The sequence below is a fragment of the Listeria sp. ILCC797 genome (assembly GCF_900186185.1).
GTDB classification, from domain to species: domain Bacteria; phylum Bacillota; class Bacilli; order Lactobacillales; family Listeriaceae; genus Listeria; species Listeria goaensis.
On sequence record NZ_FYBS01000005.1, the window covers coordinates 59,635 to 77,861 of the forward strand.

The 18,227-nt window shown below is 40.1% G+C and carries 18 protein-coding genes and 1 riboswitch; of the genes, 11 read left to right on the plus strand and 7 right to left on the minus strand.

Going from position 1 to position 18,227, the window contains the following annotated elements:
- Window positions 1-17 precede the first annotated feature (17 nt).
- On the minus strand, window positions 18-470 hold the full coding sequence (locus BN1609_RS06580) for a hypothetical protein (protein ID WP_255377337.1): 453 nt from the start codon (window positions 468-470) through the stop codon (window positions 18-20).
- A 185-nt stretch (window positions 471-655) separates the two neighbouring features.
- Here BN1609_RS06580 and BN1609_RS06585 point away from each other — a divergent pair, with 185 nt between their 5' ends.
- From BN1609_RS06585 to BN1609_RS06595, 3 genes are all read left to right on the plus strand, one after another.
- Window positions 656-913 carry a hypothetical protein gene (locus BN1609_RS06585; RefSeq protein WP_088809868.1) on the plus strand — a complete coding sequence of 86 codons (258 nt, stop codon included), beginning with the start codon at window positions 656-658 and terminating at the stop codon, window positions 911-913.
- 157 nt (window positions 914-1,070) lie between these two features.
- Window positions 1,071-1,433 (plus strand): hypothetical protein, encoded by a 363-nt coding sequence (locus tag BN1609_RS06590; protein ID WP_088840688.1) that lies wholly within the window; start codon window positions 1,071-1,073, stop codon window positions 1,431-1,433.
- A complete protein-coding gene (locus BN1609_RS06595; RefSeq protein ID WP_088809870.1) occupies window positions 1,421-2,698 on the plus strand; it encodes a Y-family DNA polymerase in 1,278 nt (425 codons plus the stop codon). The genes BN1609_RS06590 and BN1609_RS06595 overlap by 13 nt, the downstream gene beginning before the upstream one ends.
- Before the next feature lie 28 nt (window positions 2,699-2,726).
- On the opposite strand, the gene BN1609_RS06600 is transcribed toward BN1609_RS06595, so the two are convergent.
- Window positions 2,727-4,085 carry an MATE family efflux transporter gene (locus BN1609_RS06600; protein ID WP_088809871.1) on the minus strand — a complete coding sequence of 453 codons (1,359 nt, stop codon included), beginning with the start codon at window positions 4,083-4,085 and terminating at the stop codon, window positions 2,727-2,729.
- A 151-nt stretch (window positions 4,086-4,236) separates the two neighbouring features.
- Between BN1609_RS06600 and BN1609_RS06605 the strand changes: the two genes are divergently transcribed.
- Window positions 4,237-4,488: a YdeI/OmpD-associated family protein gene (locus tag BN1609_RS06605; RefSeq protein WP_088809872.1), complete on the plus strand. Its 252-nt coding sequence runs from the start codon at window positions 4,237-4,239 to the stop codon at window positions 4,486-4,488.
- Between the two features lie 321 nt (window positions 4,489-4,809).
- Here the strand turns inward: BN1609_RS06605 and BN1609_RS06615 are convergent, their stop codons facing one another.
- The 3 genes from BN1609_RS06615 to BN1609_RS06620 form a co-directional block, all read right to left on the minus strand.
- Window positions 4,810-5,655, minus strand: a complete 846-nt coding sequence (locus tag BN1609_RS06615; RefSeq protein ID WP_088840689.1) for a YitT family protein — start codon at window positions 5,653-5,655, stop codon at window positions 4,810-4,812.
- Between the two features lie 304 nt (window positions 5,656-5,959).
- Entirely contained in the window at window positions 5,960-6,097 is a 138-nt protein-coding gene (locus BN1609_RS13980) for a hypothetical protein (protein ID WP_162859614.1), read from the minus strand.
- A 101-nt stretch (window positions 6,098-6,198) separates the two neighbouring features.
- A complete protein-coding gene (locus BN1609_RS06620; protein WP_088809877.1) occupies window positions 6,199-6,507 on the minus strand; it encodes a hypothetical protein in 309 nt (102 codons plus the stop codon).
- A gap of 114 nt (window positions 6,508-6,621) precedes the next feature.
- Here BN1609_RS06620 and BN1609_RS06625 point away from each other — a divergent pair, with 114 nt between their 5' ends.
- The 4 genes from BN1609_RS06625 to asnB all read left to right on the plus strand — a co-directional run bounded on the left by BN1609_RS06625 (window position 6,622) and on the right by asnB (window position 10,770).
- Entirely contained in the window at window positions 6,622-7,008 is a 387-nt protein-coding gene (locus tag BN1609_RS06625) for a thiol-disulfide oxidoreductase DCC family protein (protein WP_088840690.1), read from the plus strand.
- Window positions 7,005-7,301 (plus strand): DUF3116 family protein, encoded by a 297-nt coding sequence (locus tag BN1609_RS06630; RefSeq protein WP_244169947.1) that lies wholly within the window; start codon window positions 7,005-7,007, stop codon window positions 7,299-7,301. Before BN1609_RS06625 ends, BN1609_RS06630 begins: the two co-directional genes overlap by 4 nt.
- 49 nt (window positions 7,302-7,350) lie before the next feature.
- A riboswitch (SAM riboswitch) is annotated at window positions 7,351-7,454 on the plus strand.
- Between the two features lie 107 nt (window positions 7,455-7,561).
- A complete protein-coding gene (metK, locus tag BN1609_RS06635; protein WP_088809879.1) occupies window positions 7,562-8,773 on the plus strand; it encodes a methionine adenosyltransferase in 1,212 nt (403 codons plus the stop codon).
- Window positions 8,774-8,904: 131 nt separating this feature from the next.
- On the plus strand, window positions 8,905-10,770 hold the full coding sequence (gene asnB / locus BN1609_RS06640; RefSeq protein ID WP_088840691.1) for an asparagine synthase (glutamine-hydrolyzing): 1,866 nt from the start codon (window positions 8,905-8,907) through the stop codon (window positions 10,768-10,770).
- 19 nt (window positions 10,771-10,789) lie between these two features.
- Here asnB and BN1609_RS06645 read toward each other — a convergent pair whose 3' ends face one another.
- Complete coding sequence (locus BN1609_RS06645; RefSeq protein WP_088825640.1) at window positions 10,790-11,362, minus strand: class I SAM-dependent methyltransferase; 573 nt, start codon at window positions 11,360-11,362, stop codon at window positions 10,790-10,792.
- Entirely contained in the window at window positions 11,359-12,315 is a 957-nt protein-coding gene (locus tag BN1609_RS06650; RefSeq protein WP_088825639.1) for a TIGR01212 family radical SAM protein, read from the minus strand. The genes BN1609_RS06645 and BN1609_RS06650 overlap by 4 nt, the downstream gene beginning before the upstream one ends.
- A gap of 136 nt (window positions 12,316-12,451) precedes the next feature.
- On the opposite strand from BN1609_RS06650, the gene BN1609_RS06655 reads away from it, so the two are divergent.
- The 3 genes from BN1609_RS06655 (at window position 12,452) to leuS (ending at window position 18,079) form a co-directional block, all read left to right on the plus strand.
- A complete protein-coding gene (locus BN1609_RS06655; protein WP_088840692.1) occupies window positions 12,452-13,852 on the plus strand; it encodes an amino acid permease in 1,401 nt (466 codons plus the stop codon).
- A gap of 233 nt (window positions 13,853-14,085) precedes the next feature.
- The gene (locus tag BN1609_RS06660) at window positions 14,086-14,988 is read left to right on the plus strand and encodes a hypothetical protein (RefSeq protein WP_088840693.1); all 903 of its coding nucleotides are present in this window, start codon (window positions 14,086-14,088) and stop codon (window positions 14,986-14,988) included.
- A 679-nt stretch (window positions 14,989-15,667) separates the two neighbouring features.
- Entirely contained in the window at window positions 15,668-18,079 is a 2,412-nt protein-coding gene (gene leuS, locus BN1609_RS06670) for a leucine--tRNA ligase (protein WP_088815882.1), read from the plus strand.
- Window positions 18,080-18,227 lie beyond the last annotated feature (148 nt).

Genomic DNA, 18,227 nt, shown 5'->3' on the forward strand with positions numbered 1-18,227 from the left:
ATTTGTGGGCCAATTTTTTAGATTTTCGAAATATAAAGTGTATCTACTTTTCCATCATCGTCGGTGTCTGCTTGTAAAATTGTAAAATGCATGTCGCCGCTTTGGCATTCGTAGCCTGTCGAGCCGGAGCCATCTTGCATGTCAGTTAAAACAGTTGTTTCTTTTGGAATATAAGGCGATGCAAGGTCTAGCAATTTATCTTGAGATGCTGGAGAGTCTACATTTTTGTCAGTTACATCTGCTTGGATAAAAATAATTTTATTGTTTGCATCTACTGTATAAAATTCCGTTTCATACATGTTGGTCCAATTATCGGTAGTTTCGTGTAAGCCTTCTGTTTGTAAAGTTTGCCCGATAATGTTTTTCGGTTGGGTGTTTTCTTTGCTAGTCTCTTCTTTTTTGGAAGTATTTCCTGAGCAGCCAGATAGGATAATACCAAATATAAGGAGGAAGCCAAATAGTAAGGCCATTTTCTTCAAAATCATCATTCCCTTAATTATTTTTCACATTTCATTATAGCATTATTAAGATGCGATTTAAAAATTTTCAATATTAAAAGAATACGCCTTATTATGTATATTCTTTTACTTTTCTTTTGCGATTATTAGCAGTATAATCGCTAATGTGAAAAAAATAACATACGGGAGATGAAAGGATGAAAAGGTTAAACTCGGAAGATTACCGGGTCTTAATTTACCTCCATGAAGCGCATAAAGAAGATGATTCAGGTTACTTAAAGGCACATTATCACAACCTCAAACGTCTTAATCGTCACGGATTTTTGACGGTTGTTTATAATGAGAAACGCTTGCCTTATCTTATCATTTTTACGAAAAGAGCGAGCGATTTATTTAGAAATCGACATCGGCAAAGATATGAACACGAAAAAATTATGCTAGAATATAATATTTGACTTTAAGCCTTGTGATTTTTCGCAAGGTTCTTTTTTATCTAGTTACTTCGTTCCAGTATATTTTTAAAAGATGACTTTCGGACTGTATACTTTTGTTGATTAATTTAATACAATTTAAACGAACGTATGTTCTTTTTTAGGGAGGGGGCGAAATAAAATGAATTTACCTGGCGAAGAATTTGACCGAGGTATCCAAAAATGGGGTGGCTTCATTTTAAGTGAACATTCAGAGCAAATTGAACATGAGGAGAAGCATTTAAATTGGAAAGAGGCAATGAGTGCGAAAAACATTGAAATGATATTAAGCGAAGCATTGCTGCATCAGCAAACTGTCATTATTCAGCAGAAATTGCCAGTGTATAACCCGGATGGTTTTCCGGAAGCAGACTTAATTGGACGAATTGTTGGCATTCAAGATGGCGATATTTGGCTTAGAAGCGGGGAGAAAAACGTAAAAGTATTTTTTGATAGTATTCATCATGTGGCATGTAAAGAAGGCGAATCTAAATGGTACACGTAATGGATTATCAGCATGTGCCGCGAAAAGATATTTTATGCATTGATGTAAAATCATTTTTTGCGAGTGTGGAATGTGTTTCAAGGGGACTTAATCCGCTTACTACATTTTTAGTTGTCATGAGCCATCCGGAAAATAGTGGGGGATTAGTTCTTGCTGCGACACCGCTCATGAAAAAAGTGTTTGGCATTCAAACGGGAGCGAGAAGATATGAGCTTCCAAACGATCCACGCATTATTGTTGCGCCGCCTCGTATGAAACATTATCTGGCTGTTAACTCACAAATACGGGCGGTTTTTTTACGATATGTGCCTAAAGAGTATTTTTTGCCTTATTCGATTGACGAAGTGTTTTTAGATGTGACTGGTTCGCATCGCCTTTTTGGGACGACTACAAGGATTGCGGAACAAATTCAAGCGGATATTTTAAAGGAAACAGGGCTTTATGTCACTTGTGGCATTGGCGATAACCTGCTTTTGGCTAAATTGGCACTTGATATTGAGTCGAAACATAGTTTTACGAGACGAGCGGAATGGCGGTATGAGAACGTTCCAGAGAAGGTGTGGCGCATTAAAAAGCTCACGGATTTCTGGGGCATAGGGGAGCGAATGGGGCGGAAGCTTAGGGATATTGGCATAAATAGCATTTATGAGCTTAGCCAAACAGAGCCAGGGCTGCTCAAGAAACATTTTGGGGTAATTGGGCAGCAGCTTTACTATCATGCGCACGGTCTCGATTATAGCCGTATCAATGAAACTTATAAACCTATCGAAAAATCTTTTGGGAAAAATCAAATTTTGGAACGCGACTACAAAGATGCAAAAGAAGTTGTGATTGTCATAAAAGAAATGGCCGAAGAGATGGCGTCGCGCCTTCGCAAAAATTTTGTGGACACCAATCGGGTGTTTTTGAGTATTGGTTACAGCAAATATAGTCCAATTCGAGGCTTTAGACATCAAATTAAAATCCAGCCGACAGATTCGAGTGTGCGGCTTAAAGCCATTTTAGAAATGCTATTTTGGAAATATTATCAGCAGCAATCTGTTCGCGTCATCGCCATTTCATTTGGTGGCATCGCACTAAAAAAGGGCTTGCAGCTTAATTTGTTTGAGAATCCTATTAAAACGCTGCAAATGGAACAATTAGAGCGAACAATTGACAAGATTCGCGCGCGCTATGGCTATAAAGCCTTAATGCATGCGAGCAGCCTTTCAAGCGGGGCCACTGGAATGAAGCGGTCGACGTACATTGGCGGGCATCAAGGGTAAAAACCGCTAAAATTTTTAGCGGTTTTTATTAGACATCTTTCAACTCTTGCTTTTTTGCGAATAACGTGCTTTTTTGAGCGATCTTTTTCCGGAAGCGATAGGTAAGATAAATGGAACGTAGCAGTAAATCGAGTCCAATCGAAAGCCAAATGCCGGCAATATCCATCTGAAGCCATAAGCTGAAAATAATCACGCCGATAATCCGGACGCCCCACATGCCAATAACCGTGCTATATAAAGGCGATTTCGTATCACCCAAACCTTGAAGAGCGCCTGTAAGGATTAAACTAATCGCTAAAATAGGCTGAATAAAAGCATCGATGCGCAGAGCGATTATAATTTTATGCAGCGCTTCTGGGTCTTGTGTAAACCAACTGCCAAATACAGGAGCGAAAAAGAAGAGAACGGCGCCAAAAGCACTCATAATTATCAGCCCAATTTTAGCAGACAAAAATCCCAATTGTTTCGCTTCCTGATAGTTTTTAGCACCCACACTCATACCGACAAGTGTTGTCGCCGCAATGGCAAAACCATAACCAGGCATATAAGTGAAGCTTTCAATAGTCCCAGCAATCGAGTGAGCGGCGTATGTTTTAATCCCTACAGCTACAATTAAGCTGAAATAAAGTACTTGTCCTAGACGCATGACAAGCCGCTCCAAAGCCGCAGGAATAGAGAGGCGAATAAGCGCCGAATAATTGGATTTTCGGAATAATTTGCGGAAAGAAAGATGAAAATCAGTTTGTTGAATTTTCATGTATAGTAATAAACAGCCAATGAGCCTAGCGATAACAGTCCCAATTGCACTGCCGACTACGCCAAATGCGGGGATAAATCCGATACCAAAAATCAAGATGTAGTTTAAAAGAACGTTCAAAATATTAATGACGAAACTAATTTTCATAGGTGTTTTTGTATCTCCGGCAGCGCGTAATACGCTTCCCCATACAGTCATCAAAGAAATGAAAACGGAGCTTCCGCCAACTATAGAAAGAAAAGGGACTGCATAAACTAGAACGGAATCCTTAGCGCCCATTAACTGCAGGAGTGGAGAGGCAAAAAGGAGTGTAAGGACACTAAATAAAGCTCCAACTAAAATCGCAATAAATGTAGATTGAGAAACGATTTCTTTGGCAGCGGTTACTTTTTTATCGCCTAGATAGCGCGCAATTAGTGAGGCAGTTCCAATCCCTAATGCGAGAAATATGGCAAGGTAGACGGCAAGAATGGTGTTAGCAAGCCCTACGGCGGTGACGGCAAGCAAACCGATTCGAGCAACCATTAGCCCATCAACAAACCCCATCATAGTTTGAAGGAGGTTCTCAATCGTAGCGGGGATAGCCAAATTTAAGATTTTTCTAGTGGGGGATAGCGCTTTATGATGCATAGATACACGTCCTTAAGTTAAAGTATGTTCACTATTCATTCAGAAAATTGTACCATGTTTTTTTATGAAAACGCAATCCCATTTCACAAGATGTTTGTCTAAAAAAAGAAGGGGAAAATGATTTAAAATAGGAGGAAGGGAAGTTAACGACGTGAATCCATATATTAAAGAAACGAATTTAAAACGTGAGATTTATCCTTTGCCTGAAGATATTCATCAGTTGTTGAAAGAACATCAAGTTTTAGAAGCCTATAAAAAGCGCCCAGATTTTCAAAAAAATGATTATATTGGGTGGATTGGACGCGCAAAACGTGAGGAAACTCGCCATAAAAGAATCGAACAAATGATTACAGAGCTAAAAGGTGGCAAAAAATATATGAATATGGATTATGAAGGGAAATAGGAGGAAGCAATACTAGTAAACCCCACCGAAAATCAATTCGGTGGGGTTTACACGTGTTATTTCTTAGTCGTTGCGTCCCTTTTTAATGAGTTTATAACGTAAATGGTAACATGCAATTCCTAGAAAAAGTAAAAATAGTCCTAAAAGCAAATTTTCAATGTTACTAAAATCCCATGAGAGGGAGATACCAATATTTATGACCCCTAAAATACTAAATAATAAGCTAACAACAAGGAGGAAACGAAAGGGAATAGTAGAAAACTTCATAAAATCGCCTCACTTGTTTATTGAATCGAACTTATTTTAGCATAAAAAATCAATTTATTCACTTGTTATTTGTTTTGTAAACCCTTCACCAACAACACTTTGGGCATCATTAATAATGAAAAAGGCTTTTTCATCATGTTTGTTAACAATTTTGGTAAGTGGCAAAAGTTGCTGTCTGCTAATGACGATATAAAGAATTTTCTTATCTTCTTTTTTATAATAGCCTTGTCCGTCAAACAGAGTCATGCCACGACCGATTTTTAAATCAATTTCACGAGCGATATCTTCATATTTATCTGAAATGATAGTAACGGATTTTTTAGGATTAAAGCCTTCTAAAATTAAGTCGAGTACTTTTGTAGAAACATAGAGTGAAACAATTGTGAAAAGCATGTTTTGTAAGCCAATAACAAAAGTTGAGGGAATGACAACGATGAGGTCAAAAAAGAGGAGCGCATAACTTGTATTCCAGCCAAGATATTTATTCGCAATTTTAGCTAAAATGGCACTTCCTGCTGTTGTTCCACCACCGTGCATAATAAGTCCCATACCAAATCCCATTAACACGCCAGCAAAAATAGCTGCGATAATCGTTTGGTCAGTTACAAAGGTTATATTTTCGGTTAGACGTAAAAAAAGTGATGTAAAAATAATGGCTATAATTGTAAGAATAATCGTCAACCGATCCAAAAATTTATATCCGATAATAAGCAAAATCCCATTGAAAATTAAAGTAGTAATAGCCGGTGCAATTCCAAGTGTGTAGTATAAAATCATCGTAAGTCCCGTAACACCACCTTCACCGAGATGGTTTGGAATCGCAAAAACGTTTACTGCTAGCGAAAAAATAAACGCCCCTATAATAATTTTCGCAAAATTAAAAGCCCATTTTTTATTCATAGTATAACCCCTCTCTTTTCCTAGTGAGCAGAAAAAGACCCCGAGCATCCCAAAAGGGTGTCGGAGTCTTTTTGTAAAAAAGCATTAAGGCAACCGCCGTTAACTGTCTCACCATAAAAACATAAATTCTATTACTAAATTAGCATAAAATTTTTAAAATGGCAACTCAATTTTTTTAAGAAAATATCGCTAGAATAGGCATAAGATTAAGTAAAACAAGCCCTAACAAAACAGAGATGACAATTTTTATAACAAGTGGCTTTTCACTTTCTGCTTTTTTCATGTGGAAATCCTCCTTTGATGATTACTTTTTCCAATGAACAAATTCATTTTTTAGCGGCATATAAGTGGCCGTCTTTTTCTTGTAAACTTGAAGCGCTACAATAGCTCCTAAAGTTGCAGGAAAAACGATTGCCATCACAATCAGCAATGTTTGCTTCATGAAAATCGCCCCCTAGGTAGTGAATTATTATAGTATTAGTGTACCACAAACTCTAGTTAGGTAGCTATTTTTATTCATAGAAAAAACCGGTTATGCTAGATTTAAGCATGACCGGTTTTTTTAGTTGCCTTTTTCTTAGGCGTATTTGATTTTCTTTTAATGAGTGAAATAAGGCTGATGATGAGGGAAATGACGTATTCGCCAAAGCTTGCTAAGAATAATGCAATTGCAATTTCGGTTTGTTTCATACCACCACCATAAAAGCTGATAAAAAATATGATGCCACTGGCTACTAAACCTACCGTCGCCAAAAAGTACTTAAACCAGCGCCATTTCACAATGAATTCAAATAAAAGCAGAGCCGCAACAAAGCCTGCAAAAATAATTAAAGTTAGCGGAATTAATGTCATGTTTCTTCTCCTTATCGTTAATTTCGAATATATTTTTCTAATTTTAACCATTCTATCATACCACAGGTTTAAAAATATGATAAGGGGAAAGAAAAATACTAGGAGGTTTTGTCGATGAAAGATATCGTTTTTTATGATGGAAATTGCGAATTTTGCAAGGAAGTCAAACGAATAATGATGAAATTAGACAAAAAAGGCCAGCTAAAATGGCAGCCGCTTCAAACATACAAAGGGAGCTATTTTTCAGCAAGTGAACTACACGAACAGCTGCATGCTATAAGCGAAAATGGGCGTATTTATCGCGGCTTTTATGCCGTACGCAAAATCCTCATGCGCTTACCTTATTGGAAATGGCTAGCTGTAGCCTTATATCTTCCGGGAATTCCTTTTTTTGGCAGAAAAATATATCGCTTAATTGCGCGAAAACGTGGTAGAATAATGTATTATATTAGAAAATATCTGCCGCATAAAAATGTGAAGTGTTTGAAGAGGGAAGCGTGAATAGTTTGGAAATGCCATTTAATTTAGCCTTTAAAATTATTGAAAACGTCTATAAAAGTGAATCGAACATTCATGAACTTGTCAACGATCGTTCAAAATCAGGTAGGATGAATTTGCCAAGTAAAACGGATTTTTTATGGACGATTTACCAACTAGAAGAAGCCGGATATGTTTTTCGCTACCACAGCAACCACGGCATCCGTTACAGCAGAACAGAAAAAGGCGATTTATTATATGAAAAGTACAAGGATGTGCCACCAAATGAATGGCCGGAATTTTTAACAGTAAATTAGGGTTGCAACGGTATGTTCCGTATGTTATTCTAAAAAAGAACGAAATCAACTCTTATCCAGAGCGGTAGAGGGACTGGCCCTTTGAAGCCCAGCAACCTACACTTTTTGTTGTAAGGTGCTAACCTGAGCAGGAGAAATCCTGACCGATGAGAGCGAAGGTACGAACTTTCAAGCCTTTTCTCTATGCCTGTCTATGTAGAGAATAGGGCTTTTTTTCTTGCCATACGCGGATGGAAGAGATTAAAAGGAGGAACTATCAAATGACTGAAAATCGTCATTTATTCACGTCAGAATCTGTTTCTGACGGGCACCCAGATAAAATTGCAGACCAAATTTCTGATGCAATTTTAGACGCTATTATCGCAAAAGATCCAGATGCGCGTGTCGCTTGTGAAACGACCGTGACAACTGGACTCGTTCTTGTAGCAGGTGAGATTACAACATCTGTTTATGTGGACATCCCGAAAATTGTTAGACAAACGATTAAGGAAATCGGCTATACGCGTGCTAAATATGGTTTTGATGCAGAAACATGTGCCGTTTTAACAGCAATTGATGAGCAGTCGCCCGACATTGCGCAGGGCGTTGATGAATCTTTGGAATCGCGAAACGGAGAAAAGGAAACAGATTTACTTGCGACTGGAGCCGGCGATCAAGGCTTGATGTTCGGTTTTGCGACAGATGAAACAGAGGATTTAATGCCGCTACCGATTCATTTAGCGCATGCGTTATCACGAAAAATTGCTGAGTTAAGGAAATCCAAAACGCTTGATTATTTGCGCCCTGATGCCAAAACACAGGTGACTGTAGAATATGATGAAAACAACCAGCCTGTGCGCATCGACACGATTGTCATTTCTACGCAACATCATCCTGAGATTTCAAATGACACGATACGTGAGGACATGCTAAAAAAAGTCATTCATGCGGTCATCGAGGAAAACTTGTTAGACGCGGAAACAAAATATTTCATTAACCCGACAGGTCGGTTTGTTATTGGCGGCCCGCAAGGCGATGCGGGGCTCACTGGTCGGAAAATTATCGTAGACACTTACGGCGGTTATGCAAGGCACGGCGGCGGCGCTTTCTCCGGTAAAGATCCGACCAAAGTTGACCGTTCCGGTGCCTATGCAGCCCGTTATGTGGCTAAAAATATTGTAGCAGCTGGACTGGCGAAAAAGGTAGAAGTACAGTTAGCCTACGCAATTGGCGTCGCACACCCAGTTTCGATTTCTATTGAGACCTACGGAACAAGTGACTATTCTGAAAAAGATTTAATTGCAGCTGTACGTGCCAATTTTGATTTGCGTCCCGCGGGGATTATTAAAATGCTTGACTTGCAACGCCCAATTTACCGGCAGACAGCAGCATTTGGACATTTTGGACGTTCTGATTTAAACTTGCCGTGGGAGGAAACAAATAAAGTAACCGACTTAAAGGCTTTCTTAAATCAACTTGCAAGTAAACTATAATTTCGAAACGCTGCTTCTTTTAGCGGCGTTTTTTTATTATTGAAACTGTGCAAATCGTCGTGCTTTATGATATGATAGACGTTGTGTAATTGAGAAATCAAATGAAATTTAAAATAGAGGAGAATGTCAGAATGTGTGGATTTGTAGGATGCGTTCATGACCGCATTGCTGAAATTACTGGTGAAGAAAAACAAACGTTTAAAGAAATGAATGATATGATTACCCATCGTGGACCTGATGATGAAGGATACTATACCGATGAGCACGTTCAGTTCGGGTTTAGACGTTTAAGTATTATTGATGTGGAAAACGGTCATCAACCGTTAACGTACGAAAACGAACGTTATTGGATTATCTTTAACGGAGAAGTTTATAATTATGTGGAACTTCGTGCATCACTTAAAGCAGACGGCTTATCGTTTGAAACCGAAAGTGATACAGAAGTTATCATCGCTACATATGCGAAATATAAAGAGAAGACTGCCGAAAAACTGCGCGGAATGTTTGGCTTTGTCATTTGGGATAAAGTGGAAAATACCGTTTACGGCGCGCGTGATCCATTCGGAATTAAGCCATTCTTTTATGCAGAAGAAAACGGCAAACTTTATATGGGTTCGGAGAAAAAATCGATTTTACACGCACTGAAAAATAAAAAATTAGATGAAGTTTCCTTACAAAATTATATGACGTATCAATTTGTGCCAGAACCTGACACACTTACGACGGAAGTCAAACGTCTACTACCAGGACATTATTTTACTAAAAAAATAGGGGAAGAAATGCAGTTTACGCAGTATTTCAAACCTGAATTTGCAGCCGTTTCTAAGTCCGAGGACACGTTTATTAAAGAAATCCGCGATGTCATGTACGACTCTGTCAAAATGCACATGCGCTCTGATGTGCCCGTTGGTTCATTTCTTTCTGGTGGAATTGACTCCTCGATTATTGCGGCGATTGCGAAAGAATACCACCCAGCGATTAAAACATTCTCGGTCGGATTTGAACGAGATGGCTTTAGCGAAATCGATGTTGCAAAGGAAACCGCAGATAAACTTGGCGTAGAAAACATTAGCTATGTGATTACACCGCAAGAATACATGGACGAACTGCCGAAAATTGTTTGGCATATGGATGACCCACTTGCCGATCCAGCGGCGATTCCGCTTTACTTCTTATCACGTGAAGCGCGCAAACAAGTAACCGTAGCACTTTCAGGCGAAGGCGCAGACGAATTGTTCGGCGGTTATAACATTTACAACGAACCGAATTCACTTTCCATGTTCAACAAAATGCCCGGCGTCTTCAAATCGATGCTTGGCGGCGTTGCTAAAGTGATGCCAGAAGGAATGCGCGGTAAAAGCTTCCTAGAACGCGGCACAACGCCAATGGAAGAACGTTATATCGGCAATGCGAAGATGTTTACCGAAGCTGAAAAACGCATTTTACTGCCCGGCTACATCGAAGGCCACGATTATACGAACATCACTAAACCGTTCTATGATGAAACGAAACACTACGGACCAGTCGAACGGATGCAATACATCGACATGCACACATGGCTTCGCGGCGATATTTTGCTAAAAGCTGACCGCATGACGATGGCGAATTCACTTGAAGTGCGCGTTCCTTTCTTGGATAAAGAAGTGTTTAACGTTGCGAAACAAATTCCCGCATCGCTTAAGACGACAAACGGAACGACGAAATATATTTTACGTAAAGCGGCAGAGACTTTTGTTCCCGCACACGTTTTAAATCGTCGTAAACTAGGATTCCCGGTTCCAATTCGCCACTGGCTAAAAGAGGAAATGAATGAGTGGGTTAAAACGATTATTCATGAATCGGGAACGGGGCATTTAATTAACAAAGAGTACGTGTTACAACTACTTGATGATCATTGCGCAGGGAAACATGATTACAGCCGTAAAATTTGGACGGTCATCATCTTCATGATTTGGTATTCCATTTATATTGAAGAAAAGTATGATTTTAATAAATAAATGAAAAAGAGAGCGGAAATTAATTTTTTCGCTCTCTTTTTTCAATCGCAACAACAAATGGTGGATTGTTTTGTTGATTAATGAAACCGTATCTGAGAACGTGGAAGTCCTTTTGTGGCAAAGATTCAGCGTAATTTAGAACGGCTTTTTTTTCGGTTTTTCCAGCGTCATGACCGTGGTAGATGACTAAAATGACAATGCCACCGGGAAGAAGTTTCGCTAGCGCTTGCTCGATGCTTGAGATTGTTGTTTCGCTTAGCGTTGTAATGGACTTGTTGCCACCTGGTAGGTAGCCAAGATTATAGATAGCAGCTTTAATTGGCACGGGGACGCAATTTTCGATTTCCGCATGGCTTTTTTGAAATAGTTTTACTTGCGCGGAACAATTTGCTTCGGTAAGTCTAGTAGCAGTATTTTGGACGGCTTCGTTTTGAATATCAAACGCGTACACGCACCCATTTGTGCCGACTAATTCAGCAAGGAAAAGTGTGTCGTGCCCGTTGCCACAAGTCGCGTCAATCACTGCGTCACCGGGGAAAATAATCTTTTTCAGTAAACCGTGACTAAAGGGAAGAATCCCGTCTAAATTCATGCTTTTACCCCCGAAAAATGTTTTCCTTGATAGCTGTTTCGAAAGACGAGCTCTTGATCAATGGCGTTTAACACCTCAAACTTGTTCAGACTCCACATGGGGCCGATCAAATCGCTAACGCCGCCGTCACCCGTGATGCGGTGAATAACCATCTCTTTTGGCAAAAGCTCAAGTTGGTCACAAACGAGCTTTACATAGTCTTCTTGCGACAAAAATTTCAAGTCGCCACGCTTATAATCCAGAACCATCGGCGTGCCTTTTAGAAGGTGGAGGAGGTGAATTTTAATACCTTCAACGCCGCTTTCCGCTACTTTTTGTGCAGTTTCAAGCATCATTTCTGGTGTTTCTTTTGGAAGCCCATTAATGATGTGCGTACAAACGCGAATGTCTTTTGCGTGTAGTTTGGCGACACCTTCCAAATAAGTCTCATAATCATGAGCGCGATTGATGAGTTTCCCCGTTTCATCGTGCGCCGACTGAAGACCAAGCTCAACCCATAAATAGGTGCGTTCATTTAATTCCGCCAAATATTCCACCACATCGTCTGGCAAACAGTCTGGGCGCGTCGCAATCGAAAGCCCAACAACACCTTCCTCGTTCATAACCGTTTCATACTTTTCGCGTAAAACGGAGACGGGCGCATGGGTATTTGTAAAGGCTTGGAAGAAAGCAATATATTTGCCGTCTTTCCATTTGTGATGCATTTTACTCCGCACCTCATCGAATTGTGTTTTCAAGTCAAAATTGCGGTCGCCAGCAAAATCGCCAGAACCAGCAGCGCTACAAAATGTGCAACCACCGCGCGCGACTGTGCCATCACGATTCGGGCAATCGAAGCCGCCGTCGAGTGCTACTTTAAAAATTTTCATGCCAAATTGTTCGCGGAGACAATAATTCCACGTATGGTACCGCTTGTTGTCGCGGCTATAAGGAAAGGGATTTACTTGTGTCACAATACTTCTACTCCTTTTTGTTCAATGTGTTTAGTTTACCACAAATAGTTGACGCATAAAATAAAGTTTGCTATATTTAGTTATGCTTTCTCTTGGTAACGTGATAATAGGTTAAATTGAAAAAGGAGTTACAAACATGTCGCAAAAAAAGAAAATGGGCTTTTTTATTTTAACAGCCCTCGTCATCGGAAATATGATTGGTTCAGGCATCTTTATGCTTCCACGCCAAATGGCAGAAGTCGCAAGTCCGCTCGCAATTTTGCTCGCGTGGTCGATTACGGGACTTGGCGTTTTAATGATCGCCCTTGTCTTCGGAAATTTAGCGGTCAGAAGACCAGACTTAACAAGCGGGGCGCAGAGCCATGCCTACGCCTTATTTAAAAATCAAAACGCGAAACAAATGGCCGGCTTCATTGCCGTTTGGAGTTATTGGGTAGCAAACTGGGCAGGGAACGTGTCGATTATCACTTCATTTGCCGGCTACTTATCCGTGTTTTTTCCAATATTAAACAGCACTGATACTTTGGTTCAAATCGGAGGCTTCGAGCTGGCAGAAGGTCAGCTCGTGACATTTTTCGTATGTTCCGTCTTACTTTGGGGCGTAGCATTCATCATTTCACGCGGCGTAAGTGCAGCTGGAAAAATCAATTTAATCGCCACCATCGCCAAAGTCATTGGCTTCTTTTTATTCATCATCGTTGCCGTCTTCGCCTTCCAGTCCGCCAAAATGGGCGCATTTTATCACCCCGTTTATGATGCAAATGGCCTTGAAAACGGACTTCTATCGCAAGTTAACAAAGCCGCAATTGTGACGCTCTGGGCGTTTATCGGCATTGAATCCGCGATGATGTTTGCAGGTCGTGCCAAATCAGGCCGTACTATTCAAGCAGCGACGATTTCAGGTTTGGTGATTTCCGTCTTGCTGTATATCTCCATCTCGGTTTTAACTCTCGGACTCATTCCAAAAGAGCAGTTACTCGGGAGCGCGAGCCCGCTTGCAGATGCGCTCAATTCGGTCATTGGCAGTGGTGGTTCCGCCGTCATGGCTGTTCTAGCGCTCATTTGCCTGTTCGGCTCCACAATTGGCTGGATTATGCTTAGTTCCGAAGCCCCGCATCAGGCTGCAAAAAATGGACTTTTCCTTCCTTATTTGAAAAAGGTAAATCAAAACGGCACACCAGTGCGCGCGCTCGTTTTAACGTGTTTAGCATCACAATTATTCATTTTATCAACGCTATCAGGTAGCATCGCCGTCGCGTACGATTTCGTCGTAAAAGTTTCCACGCTGGCCTTTCTCGTGCAGTATTTCATTTCACCGATTTTCCAATTGAAACTCGTGCTAACCGGTTCAGGCTACGAGCGTTCGGCGCGCACAAAACGTGTCACAGATGGTGTAATCGCGCTACTCGCTCTAATTTATAGCGCATGGATCATTAAAAGCGGCACGGAAAATCTAATCGTATTCGGCCTCAGTCTGGGCTTGTTCCTACTCGGCTTCATACTTTATCCTTTAATGAAAAAAGGGCAAACTAGATAAATCTTTTGAGAATATAAGAAATAGGCTTATTTTGTATAAAAATATACACAATTTGCTTAATATTGGTTTCTGTAGTAAAGTAGGACTAATTGCTTATGTTGTAAAATAGATAAAAGCTGCTACCTGTGCAACATCTTATTTTATTTCAAGGAATAAAGGGAGATAACCTCATGTGGTAGCAGCTTCTATTTACAATTACTAGCCTTACAAAAAAACAAACATAGGAGAACATAATGTTAAAGAAAATAGTTTTTTTAATGTTTCTACTTGCAGTTTTGATCATCTCTGGATGTTCTAAAAACCAAAATGATGAAGTAAACAACAGTAATGAGGTCAATAAAAATATTAAACTCGTATACGACGGAGCGAAGCTAATTAAATTTGATATGTCTGAAGAGTCAGCTTTAGAACCATGGGATTTGCGTAGTAATCAGTTTCAATATACGTTCTTTAAATCAGCTAAATATATCACTTCAGGAAATTCAATATCAAATAATTTTGAAATCCTAAAAAAAGCTGGTGATTCTTACAGTAGTATATATCATTTAAAGAGTGATAAAGAAGCTCTTTTTCCTTTAGCAAGTATCGGGGATGAGCACTTATTTATTGTTGTTAAATATTTGGATGATACAAATGAGCTTGTTGATTTACTGGAAATTGATCGGTCCGGGAAAATTAAAAAAATGAATTTAGAATTAAGTGATAAGGCTAAAAAGGTTTTTTCGGGAATTTCGACCGATAACGGGGATATTTATACACTACTTCATGAAAATAAAATGGCAAATCTATACAAAACAAATAAAATGTTATCTGAATTTAATTTAATTGCAACTGATGTAGATGAGAATTCCCTTAGCACAAATAAAGAAGAAATTGTTTATACGAAAAAGAATTATTTGTATAGTGGTACAAAACAAATAAAAAAATTAGCCGAAGGAACAACCACAGCAAAGATTATTTCAGATACATATCTCTTGCAAGTAATGGCGGATGGAGAATTTATAGTAGAAGACTTATCTACAAACAACATTTTATTGAGCTACAATGACTATTTAGGCTATCAAGAAAATAATGATAAAATAAGTTTTTTTACATCAGATAATGTATATGAATTAGGCGAAAGACAGAACAAATGACAAAATTAGTGGAAGTTTCGTGAATCAAAGCGTATCATTTTCCTAACTTTTTAAATTCGACTAAAAAAGAAATGTCTATCTTGAAACTAATGGAATATAAGAATAATATTATTTCGCATATCTACTTAGATATTATTAGTCGAAATTATGGAATTGGCTTGATTGTGAGCTCTGTCATATTTATTATGCTGTCACTATTACCACTTTTTGTAGTGCCAAGCTTCGTTGTAATAAGTATTATTGCAGTTGATATTTTTATATATGGATTGATAATTATGATTGTGTATTGGGGTAAAATTAAGAGATTAGCTAATACAGACTTACTTGTTTTGATGAAGAAGGATAGAGAATTTGATTGAAAAGGAGCCTTGCCAAAAGCGTGAAAATCAGCTACAATGAAGCTAACTTCAAAATGAGATGCGATAAAAGGAGTAGTAGTCCAAGTTTCTTTTGCTTAGAGAGTCAGCGGTTGGTGTGAGCTGAACAAGAGGACGGGTGAACTTGCCTTTACAAAAATTCGCACGTTATCCGCGTTAAGGATGATAAAGTTGAGTGAATGTCACTAATTTGGGTGGTACCGCGGAAGCAATAGTCTTTCGTCCCATAGCAAGTATGCTATTGGGGCGGAAGGCTTTTTATTTTGTGCATCTCAAAAAATAGGTAGAGAGAGGGAGAAAAAATGAGTTTTAATCACAAAGTAGTTGAACCAAAATGGCAAAAATATTGGGACGAAAAGAAAACATTCCGTACGACGGAAGATGCGAATAAGAAAAACTTTTATGCGCTTGATATGTTCCCATACCCGTCTGGAGCAGGTCTGCATGTTGGGCACCCAGAAGGTTACACGGCGACGGATATTTTGTCGCGCATGAAACGGGCGCAAGGCTACAACGTGCTTCATCCGATGGGCTGGGATGCGTTTGGTTTGCCCGCCGAACAGTATGCGATTGATACGGGGAATGACCCGGCTGAATTTACAGCGCACAATATTGAAAACTTTACGCGTCAAATTAAATCGCTAGGTTTTTCTTATGACTGGGAACGCGAAATTAATACGACAGACCCAGAATACTATAAATGGACGCAGTGGATTTTTGAAAAATTGTTTGAAAAAGGCTTGGCATATGAAGCAGAAGTGGCAGTAAACTGGTGCCCGGCGCTTGGAACAGTGCTAGCGAATGAAGAAGTCATTGACGGAAAAAGTGAACGCGGCGGACATCCAGTCTTTCGTAAACCAATGCGTCAGTGGATGCTTAAAATTACCGCTTATGCTGATCGCTTGCTAGACGATTTGGAGCTTGTCGACTGGCCGGAAAACATTAAGGACATGCAGCGCAACTGGATTGGGAAATCGGTTGGTGCGGAAGTTAATTTCGCGATTGATGGCACGGACCAATCATTTGCTGTCTTTACAACACGTCCAGATACACTTTTTGGATCGACTTATGCGGTGCTTGCTCCTGAGCATGATTTGGTAGACGTCATTACGACACCCGAACAGAAAGAGGCTGTCATTTCGTATCGCAAAAAGGTGGAACTAAAAAGTGAACTAGAACGTACGGATTTAGCCAAAGAAAAAACAGGTGTCTTTACAGGAGCGTATGCGATAAATCCAGTTAATGGCGCAAAAATGCCGATTTGGATTGCGGATTACGTGCTCATTCAATACGGCACGGGTGCTGTGATGGCGGTTCCGGGGCATGATGAGCGCGACCATGAATTTGCCAAGCAGTTTAATCTTGCAATTGTGGAAGTTGTGAAGGGTGGCGACGTTTCAAACGCGGCTTATAGCGGCGACGGTGAACATGTGAACTCCGATTTCTTGAATGGTTTGAATCAAGCAGATGCTATTTCGAAAATTTGTGACTGGCTAGAGGCAGATGGTTCGGGTACGAGAAAAACAACGTATCGTTTGCGCGACTGGCTCTTTAGCCGCCAGCGTTATTGGGGCGAACCAATTCCAGTTATCCACTGGGAAGACGGCGAATCGACACTTGTACCTGAAAATGAATTGCCCCTTCTTTTGCCAAAAGCAACAGAAATTAAGCCATCTGGTACAGGCGAATCACCACTTGCCAATCTGACGGATTGGGTAAATGTGGTCGATGAAAATGGTCGGAAAGGGCGTCGTGAAACGAATACAATGCCGCAATGGGCTGGTTCCAGCTGGTATTTCTTGCGTTATATCGATCCGAAAAATGCGGACAAAATCGCGGACCCTGAAAAACTAAAAGCGTGGCTTCCCGTTGATGTATATATCGGCGGCGCAGAGCATGCCGTTCTTCACTTGCTATACGCGCGCTTCTGGCACAAATTCCTGTATGACATTGGGGTTGTTCCTACGAAAGAGCCATTCCAAAAACTTTTTAACCAAGGAATGATTTTGGGCGAAAACAACGAGAAAATGTCGAAATCTCGCGGCAATGTTGTAAATCCTGATGAAGTCGTTGAAAAATACGGGGCGGACACGCTGCGCTTGTATGAAATGTTCATGGGACCGCTTGAAGCTTCTATCGCTTGGAGTGAAAACGGGCTTGAAGGTGCGCGGAAGTTCCTCGACCGGGCATACCGACTTTTTGTTTCTGACGCAGGCAATTTGCAAGCAAAAGTGACAAAAGCGAACGATGGCAAGCTTGAACGTGCGTACCATCAAATGGTGAAAAGTGTGACGAATGATTACGAAAATCTGCGCTTTAACACCGGTATTTCGGCGCTAATGATTTTTGTGAACGAAGCATATAAAGCAGAAACGGTGCCAACAGAATATGCAGAAGGCTTCGTAAAACTCCTTGCCCCAATTGCACCGCATGTAGGGGAAGAACTTTGGTCCATTCTTGGGCATAACGAATCTATCGCATACGCGGTGTGGCCAACGTTTGATGAGTCAAAACTAATTGAAGACGAAGTGGAAATTGTGCTTCAAGTGAACGGCAAAGTGAAAGCAAAAGCAATTGTTGCAAAAGCAATGCCAAAAGAAGAATTAGAGGAATTTGCTAAACAACATGAACGCATCCAAGCGGAACTAGAGGGCAAAACTATTCGTAAAGTGATTGCTGTTCCTGGAAAGTTGGTCAATATTGTAGCAAATTAATGCTGAGGAGGGGAGTTTTCCCCTTCTTTTTTTTGTGTAAACAAGTATTTTTTTACGAACAGTTGGAATCGGCTATTTACTTTCCTATACGAGTTCGCTACTATTATGAATAAACATAAAAAATAAATCAGCAAAAGAAGGTGGACAC

What these genes read in the sequence shown, in the direction of transcription:
- asnB (WP_088840691.1), top strand. Translation starts at nt 8,905, where the DNA reads ATGTGTGGATTTGTAGGATGCGTTCATGACCGCATTGCTGAAATTACT.
- BN1609_RS06580 (WP_255377337.1), bottom strand. Translation starts at nt 470, where the DNA reads ATGGCCTTACTATTTGGCTTCCTCCTTATATTTGGTATTATCCTATCT.
- BN1609_RS06615 (WP_088840689.1), bottom strand. Translation starts at nt 5,655, where the DNA reads ATGAATAAAAAATGGGCTTTTAATTTTGCGAAAATTATTATAGGGGCG.
- BN1609_RS06585 (WP_088809868.1), top strand. Translation starts at nt 656, where the DNA reads ATGAAAAGGTTAAACTCGGAAGATTACCGGGTCTTAATTTACCTCCAT.
- BN1609_RS06655 (WP_088840692.1), top strand. Translation starts at nt 12,452, where the DNA reads ATGTCGCAAAAAAAGAAAATGGGCTTTTTTATTTTAACAGCCCTCGTC.
- BN1609_RS06590 (WP_088840688.1), top strand. Translation starts at nt 1,071, where the DNA reads ATGAATTTACCTGGCGAAGAATTTGACCGAGGTATCCAAAAATGGGGT.
- leuS (WP_088815882.1), top strand. Translation starts at nt 15,668, where the DNA reads ATGAGTTTTAATCACAAAGTAGTTGAACCAAAATGGCAAAAATATTGG.
- BN1609_RS06620 (WP_088809877.1), bottom strand. Translation starts at nt 6,507, where the DNA reads ATGACATTAATTCCGCTAACTTTAATTATTTTTGCAGGCTTTGTTGCG.
- BN1609_RS06645 (WP_088825640.1), bottom strand. Translation starts at nt 11,362, where the DNA reads ATGAATTTAGACGGGATTCTTCCCTTTAGTCACGGTTTACTGAAAAAG.
- metK (WP_088809879.1), top strand. Translation starts at nt 7,562, where the DNA reads ATGACTGAAAATCGTCATTTATTCACGTCAGAATCTGTTTCTGACGGG.
- BN1609_RS06600 (WP_088809871.1), bottom strand. Translation starts at nt 4,085, where the DNA reads ATGCATCATAAAGCGCTATCCCCCACTAGAAAAATCTTAAATTTGGCT.
- BN1609_RS06595 (WP_088809870.1), top strand. Translation starts at nt 1,421, where the DNA reads ATGGTACACGTAATGGATTATCAGCATGTGCCGCGAAAAGATATTTTA.
- BN1609_RS13980 (WP_162859614.1), bottom strand. Translation starts at nt 6,097, where the DNA reads ATGAAGCAAACATTGCTGATTGTGATGGCAATCGTTTTTCCTGCAACT.
- BN1609_RS06625 (WP_088840690.1), top strand. Translation starts at nt 6,622, where the DNA reads ATGAAAGATATCGTTTTTTATGATGGAAATTGCGAATTTTGCAAGGAA.
- BN1609_RS06660 (WP_088840693.1), top strand. Translation starts at nt 14,086, where the DNA reads ATGTTAAAGAAAATAGTTTTTTTAATGTTTCTACTTGCAGTTTTGATC.